The organism is Streptomyces sp. JJ66 (assembly GCF_019303495.1).
GTDB lineage: Bacteria > Actinomycetota > Actinomycetes > Streptomycetales > Streptomycetaceae > Streptomyces.
The window spans coordinates 55,802-81,715 of sequence record NZ_JAEVFI010000013.1; the positions used below are offsets into that span (position 1 = coordinate 55,802).

At 70.3% G+C, this 25,914-nt stretch carries 19 protein-coding genes and 1 tRNA gene; 16 read left to right on the top strand and 4 right to left on the bottom strand.

Annotated elements, in window-relative coordinates; all coding sequences use genetic code 11:
* Positions 1-14: 14 nt before the first annotated feature.
* On the bottom strand, positions 15-1,409 hold the full coding sequence (locus JJV70_RS11725) for a cystathionine beta-synthase (RefSeq protein WP_219047792.1): 1,395 nt from the start codon (positions 1,407-1,409) through the stop codon (positions 15-17).
* Between the two features lie 262 nt (positions 1,410-1,671).
* Between JJV70_RS11725 and JJV70_RS11730 the strand changes: the two genes are divergently transcribed.
* Positions 1,672-2,709 (top strand): SGNH/GDSL hydrolase family protein, encoded by a 1,038-nt coding sequence (locus tag JJV70_RS11730; protein ID WP_219047793.1) that lies wholly within the window; start codon positions 1,672-1,674, stop codon positions 2,707-2,709.
* Positions 2,710-2,801: 92 nt separating this feature from the next.
* The gene (locus JJV70_RS11735) at positions 2,802-2,999 is read left to right on the top strand and encodes a hypothetical protein (protein ID WP_219047794.1); all 198 of its coding nucleotides are present in this window, start codon (positions 2,802-2,804) and stop codon (positions 2,997-2,999) included.
* Positions 3,000-3,115: 116 nt separating this feature from the next.
* On the opposite strand, the gene JJV70_RS11740 is transcribed toward JJV70_RS11735, so the two are convergent.
* A tRNA-Leu gene (locus JJV70_RS11740) sits at positions 3,116-3,200 on the bottom strand.
* Positions 3,201-3,624: 424 nt separating this feature from the next.
* Between JJV70_RS11740 and JJV70_RS11745 the strand changes: the two genes are divergently transcribed.
* From JJV70_RS11745 to JJV70_RS11765, 5 genes are all read left to right on the top strand, one after another.
* Positions 3,625-4,407, top strand: coding sequence for an ABC transporter ATP-binding protein (locus JJV70_RS11745; protein ID WP_219047795.1), 783 nt, complete (start codon positions 3,625-3,627; stop codon positions 4,405-4,407).
* Between the two features lie 191 nt (positions 4,408-4,598).
* The gene (locus JJV70_RS11750; RefSeq protein ID WP_219047796.1) at positions 4,599-7,130 is read left to right on the top strand and encodes an ABC transporter permease; all 2,532 of its coding nucleotides are present in this window, start codon (positions 4,599-4,601) and stop codon (positions 7,128-7,130) included.
* 167 nt (positions 7,131-7,297) lie between these two features.
* Positions 7,298-9,346 carry a thioredoxin domain-containing protein gene (locus tag JJV70_RS11755; protein ID WP_219047797.1) on the top strand — a complete coding sequence of 683 codons (2,049 nt, stop codon included), beginning with the start codon at positions 7,298-7,300 and terminating at the stop codon, positions 9,344-9,346.
* Between the two features lie 185 nt (positions 9,347-9,531).
* A complete protein-coding gene (locus JJV70_RS11760; protein WP_219047798.1) occupies positions 9,532-10,743 on the top strand; it encodes a pyridoxal phosphate-dependent aminotransferase in 1,212 nt (403 codons plus the stop codon).
* A gap of 83 nt (positions 10,744-10,826) precedes the next feature.
* Positions 10,827-11,231: a hypothetical protein gene (locus JJV70_RS11765; protein ID WP_219047799.1), complete on the top strand. Its 405-nt coding sequence runs from the start codon at positions 10,827-10,829 to the stop codon at positions 11,229-11,231.
* 139 nt (positions 11,232-11,370) lie between these two features.
* Here the strand turns inward: JJV70_RS11765 and JJV70_RS11770 are convergent, their stop codons facing one another.
* On the bottom strand, positions 11,371-13,197 hold the full coding sequence (locus tag JJV70_RS11770; RefSeq protein WP_219047800.1) for a phosphoenolpyruvate carboxykinase (GTP): 1,827 nt from the start codon (positions 13,195-13,197) through the stop codon (positions 11,371-11,373).
* A gap of 401 nt (positions 13,198-13,598) precedes the next feature.
* On the opposite strand from JJV70_RS11770, the gene JJV70_RS11775 reads away from it, so the two are divergent.
* On the top strand, positions 13,599-14,822 hold the full coding sequence (locus JJV70_RS11775; protein ID WP_219047801.1) for an RNA-guided endonuclease TnpB family protein: 1,224 nt from the start codon (positions 13,599-13,601) through the stop codon (positions 14,820-14,822).
* Between the two features lie 409 nt (positions 14,823-15,231).
* Entirely contained in the window at positions 15,232-15,864 is a 633-nt protein-coding gene (locus JJV70_RS11780) for a hemolysin III family protein (RefSeq protein WP_308294792.1), read from the top strand.
* A 100-nt stretch (positions 15,865-15,964) separates the two neighbouring features.
* Here the strand turns inward: JJV70_RS11780 and JJV70_RS11785 are convergent, their stop codons facing one another.
* Positions 15,965-17,272 carry an alanine racemase gene (locus tag JJV70_RS11785; protein WP_219047802.1) on the bottom strand — a complete coding sequence of 436 codons (1,308 nt, stop codon included), beginning with the start codon at positions 17,270-17,272 and terminating at the stop codon, positions 15,965-15,967.
* A gap of 222 nt (positions 17,273-17,494) precedes the next feature.
* Here JJV70_RS11785 and JJV70_RS11790 point away from each other — a divergent pair, with 222 nt between their 5' ends.
* The 7 genes from JJV70_RS11790 (at position 17,495) to cpaB (ending at position 25,911) form a co-directional block, all read left to right on the top strand.
* Positions 17,495-17,938, top strand: coding sequence for a hypothetical protein (locus tag JJV70_RS11790; protein ID WP_219047803.1), 444 nt, complete (start codon positions 17,495-17,497; stop codon positions 17,936-17,938).
* Entirely contained in the window at positions 17,938-20,223 is a 2,286-nt protein-coding gene (locus tag JJV70_RS11795) for a DUF6571 family protein (protein WP_219047804.1), read from the top strand. Before JJV70_RS11790 ends, JJV70_RS11795 begins: the two co-directional genes overlap by 1 nt.
* A gap of 10 nt (positions 20,224-20,233) precedes the next feature.
* A complete protein-coding gene (locus JJV70_RS11800) occupies positions 20,234-20,842 on the top strand; it encodes a hypothetical protein (protein WP_219047805.1) in 609 nt (202 codons plus the stop codon).
* 385 nt (positions 20,843-21,227) lie between these two features.
* Entirely contained in the window at positions 21,228-22,268 is a 1,041-nt protein-coding gene (locus tag JJV70_RS11805; protein ID WP_219047806.1) for a serine protease, read from the top strand.
* A 239-nt stretch (positions 22,269-22,507) separates the two neighbouring features.
* Positions 22,508-23,887 (top strand): Nramp family divalent metal transporter, encoded by a 1,380-nt coding sequence (locus JJV70_RS11810; RefSeq protein ID WP_219047807.1) that lies wholly within the window; start codon positions 22,508-22,510, stop codon positions 23,885-23,887.
* A 159-nt stretch (positions 23,888-24,046) separates the two neighbouring features.
* Positions 24,047-25,066, top strand: a complete 1,020-nt coding sequence (locus JJV70_RS11815) for a hypothetical protein (RefSeq protein ID WP_257573798.1) — start codon at positions 24,047-24,049, stop codon at positions 25,064-25,066.
* A 131-nt stretch (positions 25,067-25,197) separates the two neighbouring features.
* Positions 25,198-25,911, top strand: coding sequence for a Flp pilus assembly protein CpaB (cpaB, locus tag JJV70_RS11820; RefSeq protein WP_219047808.1), 714 nt, complete (start codon positions 25,198-25,200; stop codon positions 25,909-25,911).
* Positions 25,912-25,914 lie beyond the last annotated feature (3 nt).

Consider the following 25,914-nt stretch of genomic DNA (forward strand, 5'->3'; position numbering starts at 1 on the left):
ACGGCCGGGTCTGCTCAGGCGCCTTGCGCGCCCTGGGCCAGGAAGGCCAGGAGGTCCTGGCGGCTGACGACGCCGGTGGGCTTGCCGTCCACCAGGACGATCGCCGCGTCCGCGCCCTCCAGCACGGCCATCAGGTCGCCCACGGGCTCGCCGGAGCCGACCTGCGGCAGCGGGGCGCTCATGTGCTTCTCCAGCGGGTCACCCAGCACTGCGGCCTGGGTGAACAGCGCGTTCAGCAGCTCGCGTTCGACCACCGAGCCCACGACTTCCGCGGCCATCACGTCTGGGTGTCCGGCGCCGGGCTTGACGATCGGCATCTGGGAGACGCCGTACTCGCGCAGCACCTCGATCGCGTCGCCCACGGTCTCCTCGGGGTGCATGTGCACCAGCGAGGGCATCGCGCCCTCCTTGTGCCGCAGCACGTCCCCGACGCGCGTGGTGGCGGGCTCGCCCTCCTCCAGGAAGCCGTAGTCGGCCATCCAGTCGTCGTTGAAGATCTTCGACAGGTAGCCGCGCCCGCTGTCCGGCAGCAGGACGACGACGACGTCCTCAGGCGTCAGCCGCTCGGCCACCTCCAGTGCCGCGACGACGGCCATGCCGCAGGAGCCGCCCACCAGCAGACCCTCCTCCTTGGCCAGGCGGCGCGTCATCTGAAAGGAGTCCTTGTCGGAGACGGCGATGATCTCGTCGGTGATGTTCTGGTCGTAGGCGCTGGGCCAGAAGTCCTCGCCGACGCCCTCCACCAGGTAGGGGCGTCCGGAGCCGCCGGAGTACACCGAACCCTCCGGGTCGGCACCGATGATCTGAACGCGACCGTCGGAGACCTCCTTCAGGTACCGCCCGGTACCGGAGATCGTGCCGCCGGTGCCGATCCCGGTGACGAAGTGCGTGACGCGCCCCCCGGTCTGTTCCCACAGTTCGGGACCGGTCGTCTCGTAGTGCGAGCGCGGGTTGTTGACGTTGCTGTACTGGTCGGGCTTCCAGGCGCCCGGCGTCTCCCGGACGAGGCGGTCGGAGACGTTGTAGTAAGAGTCCGGGTGCTCGGGCGCGACGGCCGTGGGGCAGACGACGACCTCGGCCCCGTAAGCCCGCAGGACATTGATCTTGTCCGTGGACACCTTGTCCGGGCACACGAACACGCAGCGGTACCCCTTCTGCTGCGCGACGATCGCCAGCCCAACGCCGGTGTTGCCCGAGGTCGGCTCCACGATCACCCCGCCCGGCTTCAGCTCGCCGGAGCGCTCGGCGGCCTCGATCATCCGCACGGCGATGCGGTCCTTGACCGAGCCGCCGGGGTTGAAGTACTCCACCTTGGCCAGGACGGTGGCCCCGGACGGCGAGGTGACGTTGTTCAGCTTGACCAGCGGGGTGTTGCCGACAAGCTCGATCATCGACTCGTGATACTGCACTGTGGTCTCCGCGTCAGAAGGGGTGGCCGCGGTCGCGGTCCCGAAACAGCAGCCTATGCCGCGACACGGCTGACCGGGGCCGTCGCGGAGTGTTGCACGCACCACCACGCTGGGCAACACCCTGATAGGGCTCGCACACGGCAGGCCGGGCGCACCATGGGCAGCAGGCAGACGGGCGCACAGTGGGCCACGGGCCACGGGCCACTGACGACGGAGCGTCGGGACGACGGGGCGACCGGGTGAGACGGAAGGCGGGCGTCGGATGTCGAGAGCGAGTGTGGCGCGGCGCATCGCGGCGGCCGCAGCATACGGCGGCGGCGGAATCGGGCTGCTCAGCGGCGCGACGATCGGGCTGATGGCGGCCGAGGCGCAGCTGACGCGGCGCCGGATCGGCACCTCGGAGGAGCTGCCGCCGCGCGCGGACGGCCGCTACGGGACGACGTTCGCGCACCGCGACGGGCCCCCGCTGCGGCTGGCGTTCCTGGGCGACTCCACCGCGGCGGGCCTCGGCGTGCACCGCGCGCGGCAGACCCCCGGCGCGCTGGTGGCCGCCGGGCTCGCCGCCGTCGCGGAACGGCCGGTGCGACTGCGCAACGTGGCGCTGTCCGGCGCCTGCTCCGACGACCTGGACCGCCAGGTGACACTGCTGCTGGAGCAGCCCGACCAGGCACCCGACGTGTGCGTGATCATGATCGGCGCCAACGACGTCACCGAGCGCGTGCCGCTCAGCCGCTCGGTGCGGCAGCTCGCGGAGGCGGTGACGCGGCTGTGCCTGGCGGGCAGCGAGGTCGTCGTCGGCACCTGCCCGGACCTGGGCACGATCGAGCCCATGGGCCAGCCGCTGCGCTGGCTGGCGCGGCGGCTGAGCCGTCAGCTCGCCGCCGCGCAGACGATCGCCGTCGTCGAGCACGGCGGCCGCACCGTCTCCCTGGGCGACCTGCTGGGCCCGGAGTTCGCCGCGAACCCGCGCGAGCTGTTCGGCCCCGACCACTACCACCCCTCCGCCGAGGGCTATGCGACGGCGGCGATGGCCGTCCTGCCCACGGTGTGCGGGGCGCTCGGGCTGTGGCCGGAGGACGTCGAGCGCCCGGACGCCGCCCGCCGCGAGGGCCTGCTCCCGGTCGCGCACGCGGCCGCCCGCGCCGCCTCCGAGGGCGGCACCGAGGTCGCCGCCGCCCGCGGCCCCTGGGCCCTGCTGCGCCACCGCCGACGTCGCCGTCTCCCCGCCGAGGACCCCACCCCGCCCACCGCCGACGCGGCCGCCCCGCCCGCGTCCTCCGACCCCGCCGACCGCCGCTGAGCGCTGCGGGCAGGCAACGCGTCACGTCAGGCCGCGCGCTGACGCCACGTCGGATTCGGCGGTTGTCAGTGCTCGGCCCTACTGTGTGGTGCATGACCCCGCCTTCCCGGCCTGGCGACGGCCCGGCCCGTCCCGCCCCGGCAGACGACGTGAACGCCGCGATCCGGCACCTGATGGAACAGCCCGCCGACAGCCGCCGGGCCGAGGAGTACGTACGCCTGCTGTCCCTGTGGGCGCAGGCGACCACCCCGCCCACGGGCGCCACAGCCACCTGGACCACCGCCGCCTGAACCCCAGGCGGCCGGGTACGCGCGCCCCGGATGCCCCTTGTCCCCGGGGCGGGCAGCCGGGGCGTGACCCCCGCGCCCGGCCGTCGCCGGAAGCGGAGCGCTGGGCGCGCCGGTAGTGCCCGGAGCCGGACTCGAACCGGCACGGCCCCCACGAGGCCAACGAGGTTTAAGCTCGTCGTGTCTGCATTCCACCATCCGGGCACCGGCTCCCACGCCGGTCGCGCCGCGGCTGGCGACGTCCGGCCCGTTCCCAAGGTGCGGGTCGAGGGTAACCGGATCTGTGCATCCAGGGTCGCGTTGAGTGAACGATGTTGTCTTATTTTATTGGCGATTGATCGCGTGTCAGGGCCGACGCCCGTGCCGCGTCGGCGCTCCCCGCATATGCCGGAGGGACAGGAATGTCGCAAAGTCGCCCCCAGGCGCCGCGCCCCTTTCCCACAGGTTTCCCGCAGGCTCACCGCTCAGGGGCGGGTCGGGGACGCGGTCATACCCAGGGTGGACGGCGGGCTCCGCCGCCTACCCCGGAAGGCTGCCCCAAGACGGGTAGTGGGAGGGAGTCGCGCCGGTGATCCGGGGCCGACGATGGAATGGACCGCTTGTCCGCGTCCGACAGGAGCCCCTTCCCGTGACCACCAGCACCCACCCCGGCCCCGTGACCGCCCCGGCGGGAGTCGCCGCCGCCAGCGCCACCGGCCTGACCAAGGTCTACGGTGCCGGAGAGACCCAGGTGGTCGCCCTCGACCAGGTCTCCGTCGACTTCCGCAAGGGCGAGTTCACCGCCATCATGGGCCCCTCCGGCTCCGGCAAGTCCACCCTGATGCACTGCATGGCCGGGCTGGACTCCGTCAGCGGCGGCTCCGCCCGCATCGGCGACACCGAGCTGACCACGCTCAAGGAGAAGAAGCTCACCCAGCTGCGCCGCGACAAGATCGGCTTCATCTTCCAGGCGTTCAACCTGCTGCCCACCCTCAACGCGCTGGAGAACATCACCCTTCCGCTGGACATCGCCGGGCGCAAGGCCGACCAGGTCTGGCTGGACCGGGTGGTGGAGACCGTCGGCCTGTCCGGACGCCTCAAGCACCGCCCCAGCGAACTGTCCGGCGGGCAGCAGCAGCGCGTGGCCGTCGCCCGCGCCCTCGCCTCCCAGCCCGAGATCATCTTCGGTGATGAGCCCACCGGCAACCTTGACTCCCGCTCCGGCGCCGAGGTGCTGGGCTTCCTGCGCAACTCCGTTCGGGAGCTGAACCAGACCGTCGTCATCGTGACGCACGACCCCGTCGCCGCCTCCTACGCCGACCGCGTCGTCTTCCTCGCCGACGGCCGCATCGTCGATGACATGGCCGCGCCCACGGCTGAGAAGGTGCTGGAGCGGATGAAGGGCTTCGACGCCAAGGGCCGCACCAGCTGACGCCCAGCGCCCGCCGGTGCCGCCAGCACCCCGGCGCCACCCGCGCGCCCGCGTCGTCCTCGCGCCCGCGTCGTCCGCGAGCCCGGCGCGTCCTCGCCCACGAACCCGGTGCGTCCGCCAGCCCGGCGCCATCCGCGCGCCCGCTGGGTGCGCCCGCCTACCGCCCGCCCTCCACCGCAGGAAGCCCACCCATGTTCCGTACCGCCGTGCGCAACGTGCTCGCGCACAAGGCCCGGTTGCTGATGACCACGCTCGCCGTGCTGCTCGGCGTCGCCTTCGTCTCCGGCACCCTGGTCTTCACCGACACCGTCTCCAGCGCCTACCACAAGAGTGCCGAGAAGGGGTTCGAACACGTCGATGTCGCCGTCCAGCCGGACCACTCCGGCTCGCAGACACCCGGTGACGCACCCGCGCTGAGCCAGCGGCTGCTGGACGAGGCGGCCGCGCTGCCCGGCGTGGATTCCGCTACCGGCACCGTCTCCGGCTTCACCGCGCTCGCCGGCCGGGACGGCAAGCTCGTCGGCGACGGCTGGTCCACGCTCGGCGCCAACTACTACGCCGGGGCCGACGGCGATGACTCCCGCTACCCGATGAGCAGCGGCGAGGCGCCGCAGCGGGCCGGGCAGATAGCGATCGACGCCAAGACCGCCGAGCGCACCGGCTACGAGGTCGGCGACACCGCCCGCGTCTCGGTCAACGGACCGGTGCGCGAGGAGACGATCACCGGAATCTTCACCACCGACGACGGCAACGTCGCCGCGGGCGGCACGCTCGTGCTCTTCGACACCGCCACCGCGCAGCAGCTGTTCGCCGCGCCCGGCGAGTTCACCGAGATCGCCCTGTCCGCCACGGACGGCACCTCGCAGGCACAGCTGGAGCGGGAGGTCACCGAGATCCTGCCGGACACCGCCGAGGCCGTCACCGGGCAGCAGCTGGCCGACGAGCAGACCAGGGAGATCGAGCGAGGCATGAGCGGCATGCAGACCGGTCTGCTGGTCTTCGCCGGAATCGCCCTGTTCGTGGGCGTGTTCATCATCGCCAACACCTTCACCATGCTCGTCGCCCAGCGCACCAGGGAACTGGCGCTGCTGCGCGCGGTGGGCGCCAGCCGCCGCCAGGTGACGCGTTCGGTACTTGTCGAGGCCGTCGTCGTCGGCGTCACCGCCGGGATCACCGGGCTGCTCGCGGGCATCGGCATCGCCGCCGGGCTGCGTTCGCTGCTGACCGCCACCGGCGCCGTGCTGCCGGACGGCCCGCTCCAGGTCACGCCCACCGCCGTCCTCGCCTCGCTGGCGGTCGGCGTCGTGGTCACCGTGCTGGCCGCCTGGCTGCCCGCCCGCCGGGCGGCGAAGATTCCGCCGGTCGCGGCCATGAGCAGCGTCCACGCCACCCCCACCACCCGCGGCCTGGTCGTGCGCAACGTCATCGGCTCGCTGCTCGTCGCCTCGGGCGCGGCGCTGGTGTTCCTCGGCACCGGCATGGACGCCCAGGCCGCCAAGTTCCCCATGGGCCTCGGCGGCATGCTGATGATCATCGGCGTCTTCGTGCTGACGCCGTTGCTGTCCCGGCCGCTGATCGCCGCCGTGGGGCCGCTGCTGCGCGTGTTCGGCGTCTCCGGCAAGCTCGCCCGCCTCAACGCGGTGCGCAACCCGCGCCGCACCGCCGCCACCGCGTCCGCGCTGATGATCGGACTGACGCTGATCACCGGCATGACCGTCGTCGCGGGCAGCGCGCAGAAGGGCATCGAGGAGATGGCCTCCGCGTCCCTGAAGTCCGACTACACCATCTCGATGGCCAACTTCACCCCGCTCGCCCCCGAGGTGGAGCAGACCCTGGCCGAGAACGAGCGCGTCACCGCCCTCAGCCCGCTGCGCACCTCACCCGCCGAGGTGGACGGTGCCACCGAGCTCCTCACCGGTGTCAACGGCGCCGACTTCGGCCAGCTCACCGACCTGGACTTCACCGCTGGCTCCGCCGCGAACCTGCGTGGCGACGCCGCCCTCGTCGATGACGAGATCGCCGAGGCGCACGGCTGGAAGCCCGGCACCACCTTCCCCGTGACCTACGCCGACGGCGAGCGCGGCGAGCTGACCGTCACCGGCGTCTACGAGGGCAACGAGATGATCCGCGGGATCATGCTCGACACCGGCACGCTCGACCCGCACCTGGACCGGGTCGAGTCCCTCCAGGTACTGGTCGCGACCGAGGGCGGCCCGAGCGACGCCGCCCAGTCCGCGCTGGCGGCCGACCTGGGCAACAACCCGGCCCTGCTGGTGCAGGACAAGGAGGACATCTCCGAGGAGATCGCCAGCATGTTCACCCTGATGCTCAACATGCTCTACGGCCTGCTGGCCATGGCCGTCATCGTCGCGGTCCTCGGCGTCATCAACACGCTGGCCATGTCGGTGTTCGAACGCTCCCAGGAGATCGGCATGCTGCGCGCCATCGGCCTGGACCGCCGCGCGGTCAAGCGCATGGTGCGCCTGGAGTCCGTCATCATCGCCCTCTTCGGCGGCGTGCTGGGTCTGGGCCTCGGTGTCTTCTTCGGCTGGGCCGCCGGTGAGATGATCAGCGGCTCGCTGTCCACGTACGAGTTGGTCCTGCCCTGGGGCCGCATGGGCCTCTTCCTCGCCCTGGCCGCCCTCGTCGGCGTCCTCGCCGCCCTGTGGCCCGCCCGCCGCGCCGCCCGCCTCAACATGCTGACGGCCATCAAGGCGGAGTAACCGTCCGGCACCTCCCGCCCCAGACGCCCGCTGGCCCGCGCGACCTACCCTCGCGCGGGCCAGCTGTGGGGCGGCCTCGACGACGTGGCACCACCACCCGCCCCCTCACGCCTGCCGCCGGGACGCACGTGCGCCGCACGTGCTGGTGCGTCCGGCAGGATGGGGGCATGGCCAACCGACTCGGCAGCGAAACCTCTCCCTACCTGCTCCAGCACGCCGACAACCCGGTGCACTGGTGGCCGTGGACGGACGACGCGTTCGAGGAGGCGAGGCGCCGCGACGTCCCGGTCCTGCTCAGCGTCGGCTACAGCTCGTGCCACTGGTGCCATGTGATGGCGCACGAGTCGTTTGCGGACGAGGGGACGGCTGCCTACCTCAACGCGCACTTCGTGGCCGTCAAGGTGGACCGCGAGGAGCGGCCCGACGTTGACGCGGTGTACATGGAAGCCGTGCAGGCGGCCACCGGGCAGGGCGGGTGGCCGATGACGGTGTTCCTGACGCCCGCCGGGGAGCCGTTCTACTTCGGCACCTACTTCCCGCCCGCGCCGCGCGCCGGGATGCCGGGCTTCCGCCAGGTGCTGGAAGGCGTGCACGGGGCGTGGGAGGAGCGGCGCGGAGAGGTGGACGCGGTGGCCGCGCGGGTCGCCGGGGAGCTGGCCGGGCGGACGATCGCGTACGCCGAGGGCACCGAGCCGCACCGGCCCGGCGAAGCGGAGCTGGCGGACGCGCTGCTCGGGCTGACGCGGGACTTCGACGCGGTGCGGGGCGGCTTCGGGGGCGCGCCCAAGTTCCCGCCGTCGATGGTGCTGGAGTTCCTGTTGCGGCATTACGCCCGCACCGGAGCCGAGGGTGCGCTGCAGATGGTGCAGGCGACGTGTGAGGCGATGGCGCGCGGTGGCATCTACGACCAGCTCGGCGGCGGCTTCGCCCGGTACGCCGTGGACGCCGAGTGGGTGGTGCCGCACTTCGAGAAAATGCTGTACGACAACGCGCTGCTGTGCCGCGTGTACGCACACCTGTGGCGGGCCACGGGCTCCGGGCTGGCCCGGCGCGTCGCGCTGGAGATCGCCGACTTCCTGGTACGCGAACTGCGCACCGGGCAGGGCGGGTTCGCCTCCGCGCTGGACGCCGACAGCGACGACGGCACCGGCCGCCACCGCGAGGGCGCCTACTACGTGTGGACGCCGGGCGAGCTGCGCGCCGTGCTGGGCGAGGAGGACGCCGAGCTGGCGATGCGCTACTACGGCGTCACGCCACAGGGCACCTTCGAGGAGGGCGCGTCGGTGCTCCAGCTCCCGGACGTGGGGGAGGGGCCAGTGGACGCCGGGCGTATCGCCTCCGTGCGGGAACGGCTGCTCGCGGCGCGGGAGGGGCGGCCCCGGCCCGGCCGGGACGACAAGGTGGTGGCCGCCTGGAACGGGCTGGCCATCGCCGCGCTCGCCGAGACCGGCGCCTACTTCGGCCGCCCCGACCTGGTGAACGCCGCCGCCGCGGCCGGTGACCTGCTCGTCGCCGTCCACACCGAGCACCGGGGCGGTCAGCTGCGGCTGGCCCGCACCTCGCGCGACGGCACCGCCTCCTCCAGCACCGGCGTGCTGGAGGACTACGCGAGCTGCGCCGAGGGCTTCCACAGCCTGTACGCCGTCACCGGTGACACCGCGTGGCTGGACCTGGCCGGGCTGCTCCTGGACACCGTGCTCGACCGCTTCACCGCGCCCGACGGCACGCTCTTCGACACCGCCGACGACGCGGAACGCCTCATCCGGCGTCCCCAGGACCCGACGGACGGGGCGACCCCCTCCGGGTGGACGTCGGCCGCCGGTGCGCTGCTCACCCACGCGGCGTACACCGGCGGCGCGCGGTACCGGGAGGCGGCGGAGCGGGCGCTGGGCGTGGTGGGGGCCCTGGGCGCGCGGGCGCCGCGGTTCATCGGCTGGGGCCTGGCCGTCGCGGAGGCAGCGCTGGACGGGCCGCGCGAGGTGGCCGTCGTCGGGCCCGAGGGTGATCCGGGCACGGCGGAGCTGCACCGCACCGCGCTGCTGGCCGCCGCTCCGGGCGCGGCGGTGGCCCTGGGCGCCCCGGGTGCGCCGGAGCCCGCGTTGCTGGCTGGACGCGGGCTGCTGGACGGGCGTCCGGCGGCGTACGTCTGCCGCCACTTCACCTGCACGGCCCCCACGGCCGACCCGGAATCGCTCGCCGCGCAGCTGCGCCAGTGACGGCCCGCGTCCGCCCGTCGGCCGGGCTGGTCACCGCCCGGCGGCCGGGCGCGGCACCGCTGGGCGGCGGGCGCTGCGCACCGCCCAGCGGAAGGGCGCGGCACCGTCCGGCGGGAGGTGGGCGGCCGCCCACCGTGGGGAAAACCACAGGACGTCCCGGCGGCGGCACCCGTATCGTGGCGGGCATGCAGGTGATCCAGTCCACGAAGCTCGCCAACGTCTGCTACGAGATCCGGGGTCCGGTGCTCGAGGAGGCGATGCGGCTGGAGGCGGCAGGTCACCGCATCCTCAAGCTCAACACGGGTAACCCGGCGGCGTTCGGTTTCGAGTGCCCGCCGGAGATCCTGGAAGACATGCTCCGCAACGTCGGCACCGCGCACGGCTACGGCGACGCGAAGGGCCTGCTGGCCGCCCGCCGGGCCGTGATGCAGCACTACCAGACGCTGGGCATCCAGCTCTCGGTGGAGGACGTCTACCTGGGCAACGGCGTCTCCGAGCTGATCCAGATGTCCATGCAGGCGCTGCTCGACGACGGCGACGAGGTGCTCGTCCCGGCGCCGGACTACCCGCTGTGGTCGGCCTCGGTGTCCCTGTCCGGCGGGACGGCCGTGCACTACCGGTGTGACGAGCAGTCGGACTGGATGCCCGACCTCGCCGACATCGAGCGCAAGATCACCGACCGCACCAAGGCGCTGGTGATCATCAACCCGAACAACCCGACGGGCGCCGTCTACGACGTGGAGATGGTGCGCGCGCTGACCGACATCGCGCGTCGGCACCAGCTCGTCGTCTGCTCGGACGAGATCTACGACAAGATCCTCTACGACGGCGCCGTGCACCACCCGACGGCCGCCGTCGCCCCCGACCTGCTGACGCTCACCTTCAACGGCCTGTCCAAGGCGTACCGGGTCGCCGGGTACCGCAGCGGCTGGCTGGCGGTGTGCGGGCCGAAGGCGCACGCGCAGAACTACATCGAGGGCCTGACGATCCTGGCCAACATGCGGCTGTGCGCCAACATGCCCGCGCAGTACGCGGTGGCGACGGCGCTGGGCGGACGCCAGTCGATCAATGACCTGGTACTGCCGGGCGGGCGGCTGCGCGAGCAGCGCGATGTCGCCTACGACCTGCTCACCCAGATCCCGGGCGTGACGTGCGTGAAGCCCAAGGGCGCGCTGTACGCGTTCCCCCGGCTCGACCCGAACGTCTACAAGATCAAGGACGATCGGCAGCTGGTCCTCGATCTGCTGCGGTCGGAGAAGATCATGATCGTGCACGGATCGGGCTTCAACTGGCCGGAGCCGGACCACTTCCGCGTCGTGACGCTGCCCCCGGCGCGGCAGCTCGCGGACGCCGTGCAGCGCATCGGCACCTTCCTGGACGGCTACACCCAGCCCTGAGCCAGCTGCATTCTGCATCGGCTACAACTTTAGACAGAGTCTAGAGTTAGGATGGTCTTCTGAACCCGCCAGGAGGCCCCTCCATGTACGAACCGATCCGGAGCAAGTCGGTCCACTCCCTGGCCGAGGACGGCGCCGATCCCTACCCGCACCGCTCCCGCGAAGAGGAGCTGGACATCCGGCTCGCCGGGCATCTCACCGCCCTGCTGACCGTCACCGACGAGCTGCGCGTGCTCACCGCCAGCCCGGAGCTGGACGCGGCGGCTGACGGGCTGGTCGCGCAGATCGCGCGGCTGCGGGGCGCCGAGCCGCTGCGGGCTGAACCGAGCGCGCGCTCGGCGGGCGCCGAGCGGGTGGAGGCCCTGCACCGGCGGGCGCACACCCTGGCGGGCAACGCGCTGGTGGTCGCTACGGCCCGCGAGGACGCGGCGGGCGAGGCGCTGGCCGCCGCCCGGATGGACGCCCACGCCGCCGCGCTGGGGCTGTAGGAGCCACGCGACGGCAGACGCCGGACGGCCCGCACGCGACGGCGAGTCCGCGACGGCGATTCGGACGGCCCGCCCACCGCAGGGCCGCACCGCAGGGGCCAGACGCCCGCACGCGTCCGGCCCCTGCGGTGTGCTCCGGTCAGCCCAGGCGGGCCACCAGCGTGCGGTACTCGTCCCACAGCTCCTTCGGCGTGTGGTCACCGAAGGTGTTCAGGTGCTCGGGGACCAACGCGGCCTCCTCACGCCAGACGTCCTGGTCCACCGTGAGGAGGAACTCCAGGTCGGCCTCGGACAGGTCCAGCCCGTCGGTGTCGAGCGCGGACTTCGCCGGCACGGTGCCGATCGGCGTCTCCACGCCCTCGGCCTCACCGTTCAGCCGACCGACGATCCACTTCAGCACGCGGCTGTTCTCGCCGAACCCGGGCCAGACGAACGCGCCCTTGTCGTTCTTGCGGAACCAGTTGACGTAGTAGATCTTCGGCAGCTTCGCCGGGTCCGGAGCGTTCTGGCCGACCTTGATCCAGTGGGCCATGTAGTCGCCCATGTTGTAGCCGCAGAAGGGCAGCATGGCGAACGGGTCGCGGCGCAGCTCGCCGACCGCGCCCTCGGCCGCCGCCGTCTTCTCCGAGGCCACGTTGGCGCCGAGGAAAACGCCGTGCTGCCAGTCGCGCGACTCGGTCACCAGCGGGACGGCCGAGGCGCGGCGGCCACCGAACAGGATCGCGGAGATCGGCACCCCCTTGGGGTCCTCCCACTCCGGGGCGATGGTCGGACACTGGGCGGCCGGGACGGCGAAGCGGGCGTTGGGGTGGGCGGCCGGAGTGCCGGAATCCGGCGTCCAGTCGTTGCCCTTCCAGTCGGTGAGGTGGGCGGGCTGCTCCTCGGTCATGCCCTCCCACCACACGTCGTTGTCGTCGGTGAGGGCGACGTTGGTGAAGACGGTGTTGCCCCACAGCGTCTTCATCGCGTTGGCGTTGGTGTGCTCACCGGTGCCGGGCGCGACGCCGAAGAACCCGGCCTCGGGGTTGATGGCGTACAGACGGCCGTCGTCGCCGAAGCGCATCCAGGCGATGTCGTCGCCGATGGTCTCGACCGTCCAGCCCGGAATGGTCGGCTCCAGCATGGCCAGGTTGGTCTTGCCGCAGGCGGAGGGGAAGGCGGCGGCGATGTACTTGGCCGCACCCTTCGGCGGCGTCAGCTTCAGCACCAGCATGTGCTCGGCCAGCCAGCCCTCGTCACGCGCCATGACGGAGGCGATGCGCAGCGCGTAGCACTTCTTGCCCAGCAGCGCGTTGCCGCCGTAGCCGGAGCCGAAGGACCAGATCTCGCGGTCCTCGGGGAAGTGGGAGATCCACTTCTCGTCGTTGCACGGCCACGGCACGTCTGCCTCCCCCTCGGCGAGCGGGGCGCCGAGGGTGTGTACGGCCTTCACGAAGAAGCCGTCCGTGCCCAGCTCGTCCAGCACGGCCTGGCCCATGCGGGTCATCGTGCGCATGGAGACGGCGACGTAGGCCGAGTCGGTGATCTCCACACCGAGCGCCGACAGCGGCGAGCCCAGCGGGCCCATGCAGAACGGGACGACGTACATCGTGCGGCCGCGCATCGAGCCACGGAAGATGCCCTGCTCGCCGGCGAAGATCGCGCGCATCTCGGCCGGGTCTTTCCAGTTGTTCGTCGGCCCCGCGTCCTCTTCCTGGGCGGAGCAAATGAACGTGCGGGACTCCACCCGGGCGACGTCGCGCGGGTCGGAGGCGGCGTAGTAGGAGTGGGGGCGCTTGACCGGGTCGAGCTTGGTGAAGGTGCCCTTCTCGACGAGCTCCTCGCACAGGCGCTCGTACTCGGCCTCCGACCCGTCGCACCACACGACGCGGTCGGGCTGGGTGAGGGCAGCGATCTCGTCAACCCAGGCAACCAGTTCGCGGTGCTGGGTGGGGGCTTGGGTGGGAGCCGCAGTACTGCGCGCCACAATCGCTCCAGGATGATGAGGGTGAGGGTGTGTGGCCGCTGGTCGGAGCGCTCCGGCCAGCGGCTTTGTGCTGCTCTGTGCTGCGGCCCCGTGGGGGCTGCGACCCGGACGCTGCGGCGATGCTCATCCGGTGTCGGCCACGCTCATCTGATCATGTCGCCACCGCTCTTATGTGTCCAGGGGGCCAACAGGTGAGCATCGCCACTCCATAGGTAGCACGGAGTACACCGCAGAGCAGGGTGATAAACCCCCCTCCTTCACCTGTCTTCTCCCCGGATGCCCTGTCCCTTCGGGGCGGGGAGGAATGGGTCTGTGGCCCGGGGCCGCGAAGTGGCGGGGTTCTCTTCGCATAGGTTCTTGCCTGTCTTCCGTTGTCAATGGCGGCTGTTAGCTTCCCGACCATGAGGACGACAGTGGGGGCCGGGCGGGGTGGTGGGCATGCCCGGTATACCTACCGGCTGCGGGTGTCGTCGGCTGCCCGCGCGGGTCTGCTGGCGGAGTGGGCGCGCTGTCGGTGGGTGTGGAATGAGTGTGTGGCCGTTTCCCGCCGGGTTCACGCCGCGAACCAGGCGGCAGACGAGACAAGGACGTGCGGCCCGGCGCGGTTGGATCGGATGCTGACGGGGGCTCGTGGGGTGATGGGGTGGCTGCGGGCGGGGGCTTCGGTGCCGCAGCAGCAGACCATCCGTGACTTCGCCGCCTCCCGCGCCAGGGCTGTCAAGGACATCCAGGCGAAGCTGCCGCGTGGGCGGCGGGCGGGGATGCCCCGGATCAAGCGCAAGCGGGCGGCGCTGCCCACGCTGAACTACACCCGGCGCGGCTTCCGGCTCAAAGACGGCCGCCTGCACCTCGCGGGCGGCATCGTGCTGACGGTGGTGTGGTCCCGCGCTCTGCCGGCCGACCCGAGCAGTGTGCGGGTGTACCAGGACAGTCTGGGGCACTGGTACGCCTCGTTCGTCCTGGCCACCGAGTCCCAGCCGCTCCCGTCCACGGGGCGGGTGCTGGGGGTGGACTGGGGGGTGAAGGAGATCGCTACCACCACTTCCGACGCTCACGATCTTCCCCACCCGCAGTATGGCAAGAACGTTGCGCGGCGTCTGGCTCGCTATCAGCGGATGATGGCCCGCCGTAAGCCCGCGCGGGGGCAGGCCGCGTCGAGGGGCTACCGGCGGGCGCGGCGGCAGGCTGCGAAGGTGCACAAGAAGGCCGTGCGGCAGCGGCAGGACACCGGCCGCAAGTGGGCTAAGTCCGTGGTCCGGGATCATGACGCGATCGCGGTGGAGGACTTCCGGCCCAGGTTCCTGGCGAAGTCCACTTTGGCGCGCAAGGCCGCTGACGCGGCGATCGCCGCCACGAAGACGGCCCTGATTGAGATGGGCCGCAGGCACGGGCGGGATGTGTGTCTGGTGCATCCCGCGCACACCACGATGGACTGCGGATCGTGCGGAGCGAGAACCAAGCACGCACTCCCGCTGTCCGAACGTACCTACACCTGCACCGCGTGCGGAGCTGTCTCGCCCAGGGACAAGAACTCCGCGCGGGTGATGCTGGTCCGGGCTGGTCTCAACCCGGCTGGTGCCGAGGGCGCAAGACCTGCGGGAGCGCCGCTCCCGCAGGCAGCCTGAGCCAGAAATCCCCACCCCTACAGGGAGGGGAGGATTCAATTACGGGGTCGTAGGTACCCTGATCGGCATGACTGCCGCCGCGTTGCCTGACCCCGCGCCGTCCCCCCGCCGGGCGGCCGACGCTGACGCGCCGTCCCGTTCGGCGTCGGTGCCCCGGGCGCGTCCCGCGCCGACTCCAGCCACCACCGGGTCCGCCTCCGCTCCGGCCGCCTCCGCGTCGGCTGAGGCTGCTCCGGCTCAGGCCGCCCCGGGGGTGACGGGCTCGGGGGAGCCCCGCTCGGGGAGGACGGCTCCGGCTCCGGCGCCGTCAAGTGCGGGCGCGGACGGGTCGGTCGCCGGTCCGCCGCCCGTCGGACCACCCGCGGACCTCGGACCCGGCAGCGAGTCGCCGCCCGCCGCGCCGCCGCCGATCAAACCCCGCCTGCGCGGCTGGCTGCACGCCGGGATGTTCCCCGCCGTGCTCGCCTCCGGCATCTTCCTCACCGCGCTCGCCGACTCCACCCGGGGCCGCATAGCCTGCGCCGTCTACACGCTGACGGCCTGCCTGCTCTTCGGCGTCAGCGCGCTCTACCACCGTGGCGACTGGAGCCCACGGGTCGGCGCGGTGCTGCGTCGGCTCGACCACGCCAACATCTTCCTGATCATCGCGGGCACCTACACGCCCCTGACGATCCTGCTGCTCGACGATGGCCGAGGCGACCTGCTGCTGTGGGGCATCTGGGCCGCGGCGGCGCTCGGCATCGCGTTCCGCGTGCTGTGGGTCGGCGCGCCCCGCTGGCTGTACACCCCGTGCTACCTCGCCATGGGGTGGGCCGCGGTGTTCTTCCTCCCCGACTTCCTGCGCACCGGCGGCATCGCGGTGCTGGTCCTGGTGATCGTCGGCGGCCTGCTCTACAGCGCGGGCGGGGTCATCTACGGCATCAAACGGCCGAACCCCTCACCGCGCTGGTTCGGCTTCCATGAGGTGTTCCACTCGTTCACGCTGGCCGCGTTCGTCGTCCACTACGTCGGCATCTCGCTGGTGGCGTACCAGCACGGGTGATCCCTCCGCCCACCGGGCCGGGGCCACCCGTGCCCGCTGGGGGCAGAAGCCCCGCCTCGCCCAAGCCCGCGCCGCCCAAGGCCGTCAGAAGCCCGCCTCGTCAGAAGAACGTGCGGATGTAGTCCGTCACCGTGCCGTCCGGCTCGGCGAGGGGGATGAGCTGCCAGCGGTCGAAGACCGCGCAGGGGTGGGAAAGCCCCAGGCCCACCCAGTCCCCGACGGCCAGCTCCGCGCCGTCCGCGACGGACAGCCACGCGTGCTGATCGGACAAACGTGTCACCGCGAGCCCGTCGGCGGGGCGTACCGCGCCGGTGTCGAGCGAGCGGATCAGCTTCGGCACCGGCAGGTGCAGGTCCTGCGGGGCGTCCCGCTTGCCCGCGTTGAGGAACGCCTGCCCGGGCTCGGGCCGGGAGACGACCTGCGCCCACAGGGTGAAGGCCGCGCGCAGCCCACCCTCGTCCGGCACCCGGTTGAACGGCGTGAGCCGCGCGTACTGCACGTCGTCGTGGGAGACGTACGCCCCGGAGCGCAGCAGCTTCAGCGCCGACGCCGACAGCGGCTGGCCGAACTCCTCCAGGACGCCGGTGACCGCGTCGAACCACGCGCTGCCGCCCGCGCTGACGATCACCTCCTCCAGCCCGGCGAACAGGCCCGCCTCATCCAGGGCCTCGGCCAGTGAGGTGAGGCGGTGCGTCCACGCCGTCACCCGCTCCGTGGACGGCTCGGGCATGTCGGCCTCGTAGCCCGCGACCCCGGCGAGCCGCAGCACCGGGGACGCCGCCACCGCCCGTGCCACCGCGACACACTCCTCCTGCGACCGGGCCCCGGTGCGCGACCCCGGCCCGGCACCCAGCTCGACGCACACCTCCACCGGGCGGGACGCACCGGCCAGCGCCGCGTCCATCAGCGCCACGCCGCGTACCGAGTCGGCGTAGCAGACGAGGCGGAAACCGGGGTCGGCGGCCAGCGCGGCGGCCACCCACCGCAGGGCCGCCGCGTCCACCAGCTCGTTGGCCAGAAACACCCGGCGCACGCCGAACGCGTGGCAGACGCGGGCCTGGGCGACGGTGGCGGCCGTGATGCCCCACGCACCGCGTGTCAGCTGACGGGCGAACAGCTGCGGAGCCATTGACGTCTTGCCATGCGGCGCGAACGCCAGCCCATGCCGGCCGGTGTACCGCTCCAACGCGGTCAGATTGTGTTCCAGCGCCTCCGCGGACAGCGCGAGCACCGGCGTACTGAAACCCCCACCAAACAGCTCGCGCCGCTGCCGGGCAAGTTCCACCACCGTCAGCCCCTCGGCATCGGGCGGCAACCCCTTGAAGCGGTGGTCGATCCTTTCCTCCTGGAGCCCCTTCCAGGCCGCGTTCAGGTCCTCTCCCCGCCTCGTACCGTCTTGCACGCGCATCCCCTCCTGTTGCCCGCCCGGCGGGCCTCGCTTCAGCCCAGGGCGCAGAACTCACGCCCCCACAGCCTCCGGCCACCGGGTAAACTCCCGCGCGCCTCGTGCGGTTGCCCTCGGCGCCCCGGTTACCACCGTGCCCGTGAGTAGGCTCGTACGAAGCAACACCCGCTGCTGGACCAGACCAGCAGCGGGTCACACCAAGGCCACACCGTGGGGGGACAACCTGTGTCGTTTGACGAAGAGTGGGCGCAGCTCGTGGCAGCTGCTGCGGAGAGACAGCGCACACGAACTCAGTTGAACAGTGTCGCGGCTCCTGCCGCAAGCAGCGCGCCGCAGGGCGATCTGTCGGTGGCCAGCGAGGACCTTGCGGCGATTGGCGACGAGGCGTTTGACCTCTACCAGCGACTGAACCAGGACGGCGACCATGCCCAGTCGTCCACCTACAAGGCTGGGCGTGACCTCAAACGTGACTTCGAGCTCGGCGTGGCGCTGGAAACCGTTGCGGACAAATGGAAGTCCCAGGTAGACACTCTGCTGCAAGCGTGCGGTCACATCTCCAACCATCTCGATTACACCAAAAAGGCGCATGCCGACGACGAGCATCACATCGGCACCACCTTCAGTGTGATCGAGCTGTACGTGGGTTTTGACGAGAGGACTCAGTCGTAATGGATTTCGACGCCTTGATGTTTACTAGTCTCTCGTCTCTCAACACGGCGGTTGGTGACTGGTCCGAAATGATTGACAAACTGGACAGTATCGCCACAGACGCTCAGGACGGCCTCCAGAACAAGGCCGCGAAAGCTAATTGGCGCGGAGTTAATGCCACCGTCACACGAGAATTCGTAGACAAGACTACGGGTGAATTTCACGATGCCGTCACCCAGGCTAAGTCCATCTACAACATTTTGAACGACACGAAAGAGGAGATCGAAGGGTATCGCAAGGAGGTCAACGATGCCCTTGACGTGGCGGCCCGGGAAAAGAACCTCACCGCCGTGAGCACCGGTGACGGTTCTTTCATGATCATTATGAACCGGCACCCCGATCGGGCTACGACCGACCTCCCGGAAAGTTCCCCCGAAGATATGGAGAACCTCAAGCTACAGATTCAGGGGATTATTGATAAAGCAACCGAAAGTGACACCTCTGCCGCCGAAGCGCTAACCGCCTTGGTCGAAGCCACTCCCTATGGTTTCTCCAGTTCATACTACGGCGACCGAGACGAGGTCGCACAGGCTCTCGATGACGCAGAGCGGCTTGCAAAACTCGGCGAGCAGCATCCAGAGGATCTGTCGGCCAAGGAATTCGACGAGATGAACGAGTTGATGCGCAAGCACAGGTATGACTCGCTGTTCGCGGAAAGGTTCGCCACGGTGCTCGGGCCTGAGGCGACCCTGCAACTATGGGCTGGCCTTCTCGACCCAACCGTCGAAATCAACAACGAGCGAGGAGACCAGTACCTGAGGTTCCAAGAGAATTTTAGCCTTACTCTGGCCAACGCCACGCACTCTGACAGTCCTGCTATGAACAAATGGGAGCAGGACATGGTCAACTTGGGCGACAAGAAGGTCATCTTCAGCGGCGGCAACGCATATGGGTTTCAGATCATGAGTAACCTCATGCGCTATGGAGACTACGATGATCAGTTTCTCGGAATTTATGGAGAGAAGCTGATGGAAACCGAGAAGGAGATGAGCGGCAACGGCTCTAGGACGGCGCACTGGGATCAGTATGCACCAGGCACTCCGCAGACGCTCAACAGTACGGGAACTGATCAGGGCATCGACCCGATGACCGGTTTTATGAAGGCTCTGTCGAACAACCCTGATGCCGCGACAGAGTTCTTTGGTAAAGAATTCCTTTCCAAGGAGGAGAACCACGACTTCAAGATCGGTGGTAACGGTCCCGACAAGGACGACAAGCGCAGCCTGTCGAATTTCGACTACCTATTTGAGGAGCGTGGCTGGATTGCCGAGTCCACTGCGGAAGGAAAGGAGAGCACCGAGAACTACAACGCGCTGGGTGAAGCTCTTGAAGCCGCCACCACCGGCCACCCAGTCGGAGCTCCCCCGAACGCCTTGCACACCCCAGAACAGGCCGCTCTCATGGAGGACATCGTTCAGTCGATCTCAGAGGACCCTGCTCGCATCACCGACCGTAGCGTTATGTCAGACAACATGGGACGCATGGCCGGCGAGTATATGCCGGACATAACACGGGCTCTGATCGGCGAGGACAGAGGGAATTCCGATGACTTGTATCCGGTCGCAGGTGCTGAAGCGGAGATGGAAGGCAGAGATGTTACTCGTTTTCTCTTCAGCGTGGCACAGGACCCCGAGGGGTATGCCGCAGTCGAGTTGGGGCAGAAAGCTTATGCCTACAATTTGCTAGATTATCACCTGAATCCGAATGTACAAGCCGACGTGCGTTACGATGGAACCCCCCAAGATATCGTGGAGGAAATTTCATACTGGTCGGGAGATGTTGCGGGGATTCTGGCTGAGGGACGCAGAGAGGCCATGGTGGGTCCTGCCAAGGAGAGTGATGATTCCTTTAATAATGCACTCGCGCAGGGAAAGACCTGGGCTTCTGGGATCTCCGGCACACTTGTTGGCGTTGGAGCAAGCTTTATCGGAACTCCCGCGCTTGGCGCCGCCGCAGGCGGAGGGGCAAGCACTATCACGAACGTCGTACTGGGGGAGGTTTTCGCTGCGGCTGAGCAGAGAACAGTTGGGGAAGCAACACGAGATGCTGGGGCGATGATGGAGGAAACGAAGGACGAGAACCGGATAAACATGCAGGATGCCGCTGCGCGTGCTGCAGAGAATCATGCCCCAGATATCACCAGCCGTGTTTCTGACTGGATTCGACAAGAAAGTAATGACGGTTTCTCTAACGGTAGTCAACTGGTGAGAAACTATGCTGACGATATTGTTACGACTGGAAAGTGAGGAGTGTTGCGTGAAAGCAGGTATTCTGAAGCGTATCCGCTTGCCGATAATGGTGCTGTGCTTTGGGGTTCTGTGCGCAAGTGTGGCATTTCTAGTCGGAACCAATATAGGCTCTCAAGGTAAATACCAAGAAGTTGCGTTCGGTTCTTGCCCCTCGGTATTGGGGCGTTACGACGCGAATCCGATCGGGGACATTGCTCCACCTGCTGACAGTTTCCTGATTACCGAAAGTCTGAGGCAGAGCGGTGACCACTACTCTGCTACGTGTGAAGCCAGGGCAGGTGGTGAGCGGGCACTTTTCGCCTACGTAAATTTCCATCGCTGGGGTAAAGAGAATTGGGACAACTATGTAACGGGAAATGAGCCTGACTCCACTCGAAACCGAGAAAACTTGGACGTGGGCATCGGTGGTTTCTCTACGCCGAGCTTGGCGGGAACTTTTGTGCCATGCACGGTATCGAATTACCGTGGCTCCGGGGAAGTCCACGGTGGCATGAGTGTCATCGTGAGGTCACATGGGGGTGGTGATCACCGGGAAGAACTTGAGTTCTTGGTAGAGAAAGCCGCCACGGTGGCTTCGGGGGCGGCTATGTGTGAGGAGTCGGGTTCGGAGGGGTGATGGGGAGCTTGGGTGCGAGGGGGCTGGAGCGAGGCGGGTTGCTGGGGGCGGCTGTAGTGGCGGATAGCGGACGCCGGGGGGCGACACCGGGATGCTCAGGAGTCAGCAGCGCGGTTAACCCTGCCGCGTGTACGTGCGGCCTGGTCAGTTCCGTCACGGCGTATGGAAGGTCAGCGTGTTCCAGGTGACTGGGTAGTTCTCTGTCCGCGTGTGCGGGCGGCAGGCGCTGGCCGCTGGGGAGGACGAGGTGTTCGAGGGCTCGCCGCGCCCTCCTCGGGTAGTTCACCGGTCACTGGTTTGGCGGAGGGGGGCGGGGCTGGCCGTAACCGGCGTGCGGTGGGTCAGTTCCCCCTACGGAGACGGAACATCGCGACCGGAGGGGATCATGAGCCGTACCGCAGCCGAGCCCCCTGCCCGGCGCACGCCCGAGCACGCCGAGAGTGTGGCCCCCAGACGCCTGGTCAGCGTCGCCACTGGCCGTCTGGCCAGCGTGGTGTCCGGGTCGTGCGGTGCCGGGGGGAGCGGGCATTCCGGCTGGGGCCAGCGGCGGGCGCTGTGGTCCGGGGCCGCCGCGCTGCTGCTGTGTGCGGGGTCGGCGCTGGGGCTTGGGCCGTCTCCGGCCGTCGCCGCGCCGCTGCCGGGTTACGCCCACCCCGCGTTGCCGGTGCCGGTGCCCCCGGTCACGCCGGGCGGGCTGGCCGGAACCGTCGTGCTGAGTAACTGCTCCGGCGCGCTGGTCCGCATGCCGCACTCGCGGCCCGCCGATCCGGCGCTCGTCCTCACCAACGGCCACTGTCTGACGGAGCGTGGTGTGCCGCGTCCGGGCGAGGTGGTCGCGGACACACCGTCACAGCGCACGTTCACGCTGCTCGACGTCGCCGGACGCCGCCTGGGCACGCTGCGCGCCGCGCGCCTGGCGTACGCCACCGTCACCGGCACCGACGTCGCCCTGTACCGGCTGGGCGAGACCTACGCCGACGTCACCGGGCGGTACGGCGCGCAGGCCCACGCCCGCACGCTGGACTCCGAGCGGCCGAGCGCCGGGACGCGCATCGACATTCCGTCCTCCTACTGGAAGCACGTCTACCACTGCGCCATTGACGGCTTTGTCCCCGTGCTGCGCGAGGGGCCGTGGACGATGACCGACTCCCTGCGCTACACCCGTTCCTGCGCCACCGTCAGCGGCACCTCGGGGGCGCCGGTGATCGAGCGGGTCACCGGGCAGGTCGTCGGCGTCAACAGCACCGGCAACGACGAGGGCGGCCGGTGCGGCGTCCACAACCCGTGCGAGATCGACGCCGAGGGGGCCGTGACCGTCCGGCAGGGCACCAACTACGGCCAGCAGACGTACCCGCTCACCCGCTGCGTGACGGCGGGCAGCACGGTGACGCTGGAGGCCCCGGGCTGCACCCTGCCACGCCCGTAGCGTCGGCCGCGCTCCTCGCTTCCGCGCGTCCGTGGCGCCCGTAGCGTCTCTGGCGTCACCGCATCCGTGGCGCTCACCGCATCCGTGGCGCTCACCGCGTCCGTGGCGCCGCGCTCCGGCCGGGGTCCGGTGCGTTCGCACTCGCGTCCGCAGCGCCGCGTCAGCGTCCCGTGCGCCCGCGCACGCCCCCTTGCCGGAGCGAGCGTGGCGGCGTGATGATCCCCGGCGGAGGTGGCGCGATGAGCGAGGTGGGCAAAGGGTCCGCGGACGGCCACGGGGTGGGCGCGGGCGCCGAGTCCCGGCCCGGGTCCGGCTCCGCGCACGCAGCGGCGGGGAAAGTGGCCGAGCCCGCGCAGCACCGGCCGCGCTGGCGCAGTGTCGGCCCGGGCCTCGTCGTCGCCGCTACCGGAATCGGCGCGGGCGATCTGGTGGCCACCCTGGTCGCGGGCAGCCGGTTCGGGTACAGCCTGCTGTGGGCCGTCGTCGTCGGCTGCGCCCTCCGCATCGCCTTCGCCGAGGGCGCCGCCCGCTGGCATCTGGCCACCGGCCGCACGCTGTTCGACGGCTGGCGTTCCCTCGGCCGCTGGACGCTGTACTACTTCGGTATTTACGCTCTGCTGTGGGGCTTCGTCTACGGCGCCACCGCGATGTCCGTGAGCGCGCTGCCGCTGGCCGCGCTCTTCCCGGGCGTCGCCGACCTCAAGGTGTGGGGCGTGGGCACCGCGCTGCTGGGCCTGGCGTTCGTGTGGTTCAACCGGTACCGGGTCGTCGAGCGCGTGATGACGGTGCTGGTCGGGGTGATGTTCGTGGTCGTCGTCGTGCTCGCGATCCGCGTCGTGCCGGACGCCGGGCAGACCCTCGCCGGGCTGGTGCCGACCCTTCCGGACGGCTCGGTGGTCTACACGCTCGGCGTCATCGGCGGCGTCGGCGGCACGATCACCATGGCCGCCTACGGGTACTGGGTCAACGCCAAGGGGTGGGGCTCACCCGCGTGGATGAAAATGATGCGGCTGGACAACGCCACCGCGTACGCCGCCACCGGCGTCTTCACCGTCGCCATGATCATCGTCGGTGCGGAGCTGCTGCACGCCACGGGCACCGCGCTGGACGGCGCCTCCGGGCTGGTGGGCGTCGGCGAGGTGCTGGAGGAACGCTTCGATCCGCTCACCGCCACGCTGTTCCTCGTCGGGTTCTTCGCCGCCTCGTTCTCCTCGCTCGTCGGCGTCTGGCACGGGGTGAGCCTGCTGTTCTCCGACTACGTGCGCAGCGCCGCTCAGCCGCGCGGCAGCGGGGAGGGCCGCCCCGGCCCGGGTGGCGTGGGCGCGGTGGCGTCCGGGGAACGCGAGCGGTCCGTGCCGTTCCGCTTTTACCTGCTGTGGCTGACCTTCCCGCCGATCGTGCTGCTGTTCCTGGACCGTCCGTTCGCCCTCGTCATCGCCTACGGTGTGCTCGGCGCGCTGTTCCTGCCGTTCCTGGCCGGAACGCTGCTGGTGCTGCTCAACCGGCGGGACATGCCGACGCGGTGGCGCAGCGGCTGGGTAAGCAACAGCATGCTGGTGGCCGCCGCGCTGCTGTTCGTCGTCCTGTGCGCCGAGCAGATCCGCACCCTGCCCTGGTGACGGGCCCACCCTGGCGTTCACCGGCACAACAACTCCCCGTATGCGGGCAAGGGTTCACTCCCAGCCCACTCGCGGCTAGGCTGCGCGTGACGCACGTTGTACGCAAGGTGAGGAACGGTCAGCCCTGGCGGCCATCCACCGAGGGCGACGGGAAGCGAATTGACTACCGCGATAGCCGTCACCAGCCCGGAGCTGGTGCTGCCACCGCCGGACCGGCACACGCCGTCCGCGCTCGTCCTCAGCTGTCCCGGCGCCCAGCCGCTGGACGCCGCCATCGCCCAGACGCGTACGGTGCTGGACCAGCACGGCTACCTCATCGCCCTCTACCCCGCCTCCGTCCCGACGGCACTCCGGCAGCGGCTGCACACCGTGCGCTCGGTGCTGGAGTCCGACCGCATCGCCCTCCTCCCCAGCGAGCTGCCGCCGCTCGCGCTCGCCGTGCTCGTGCGGCAGTTGCGCCAGCTGTCGGCCACTGACCTCAGCCCCGGCGTGCTGGCCGCGGCCGTGCGGCTGCTCGCCCACTACATCCACGCCGGTGCCGTGCTCGCCTCCGTCGCCAAGCTCGACCGCGTTCCGGTCTCGCTCACCGCGCACGCCCGCTCCTGGGTGCCCGGCAGCCAGTTCGCCGTCGTCACCACGCCCACCGCGCAGCTGCTCAAACTCGGCTCGGCGGGCGGCGCCCTGGAGGGCCCCGGGTACCTCACCCGGCTGACGACGGCCGCCGGCCAGCTGACGACGGGCTGGGTCGGCGGCACGCTCGCGCCGCAGTGGCAGGTGACCGGCGTCGAGGAGGCCGCGCTGCCGCCGGAGTCGCCGCGCTGGTGGGGCACCGGGAAACTGGTGGAGTTCGCCGCCGCCATCCCCGACATCTCCGTGCTGTACCAGCTCGTCAGCTCCGTGCAGCGCGCCGCGTGCCACTGGTGCGGGCTGGAACTCATCGGCGACCGCTGCGGGTTCTGCGCCGCGCCGCTGCCAGCGCCCGCGCTCCAGCCGCCGCGCCGGGCCCCGGCGGCCCACGCCCCCGCGCTCACCGCACCGTACGAGGAGGCGGACGACGGCGCGGCCCACGGCCCGGTGATACAGCACGACTATGGCGCGCAGGACGGGCGCCCGGCCGCCGCCCCCGTCGTTCCCTACGGCGGCGACGCATACCGGCCCGCGCACCCGGGGCAGAGATGACACAGCCGCCCGGGCACCGCCAGCGGCCCCGCCTGCCTGCCGGGCACGTCCCGAGCAACGCGCACAGCCCGCACCGCCCGCACCGTCCGAGCCTGACGACCACGCCTTCCGACCCGAGGTAGCCCCCGCCCATGAACTCCCGCCAGCGCCGCGGCGTGATCCTGATGCTGCTGTCCATACTCGGCGCGCTCGCCGCGTTCGCCGGTGTGCTCTCCGTCGTGGACGAGGCGGAGTCGAAGGTGGGCCCCGAGGTGACGGCGTATGAGGTGACGGCCGATATCGAGCCGTACCAGGAGCTGCGTCCGGAGCAGTTCGCCGAGATCAGCATGCCCGAGCGCTGGCTGCCGAAGACGGCCGTCACCGATCTGGACGCCGTCACCGGCAAGATCGCCGTCAACCCGCTGGAGCGGGGTTCGCTGCTCCAGCGCGACATGATCGCCGACCGGCCCGCGCTGGGGGAGGGGCAGCAGGAGATCGCCATCATGATCGACGCCGCCACCGGGGTCGCCGGGAAGATCACCCCGGGGGCGCGCGTCAACGTCTACGCGACCTTCCGGGGTGAGGGTGACGCCGCCGACGTCTCCCAGCTCATCGTGGCAGCCGCCCGCGTCATCGACGTCGGCGAGCTGACCAGCATCGAGGACAGCGGCGACCGGGACTCCGAGCGCGCCTTTGGCCAGAGCGAGGCCGTACCCATCACGTTCGCGCTCGACACCGCCAAAGCCCAGCGCATCGCCTACGCCGAGTCCTTCGCCACCCACGTCCGCCTCGCCCTCGTCGCCCCGGGCGATGCCGGGGACGTGCCCGAGGACCAGCGCACCTACCGGCTGGGGGAGGAACGGTGAACC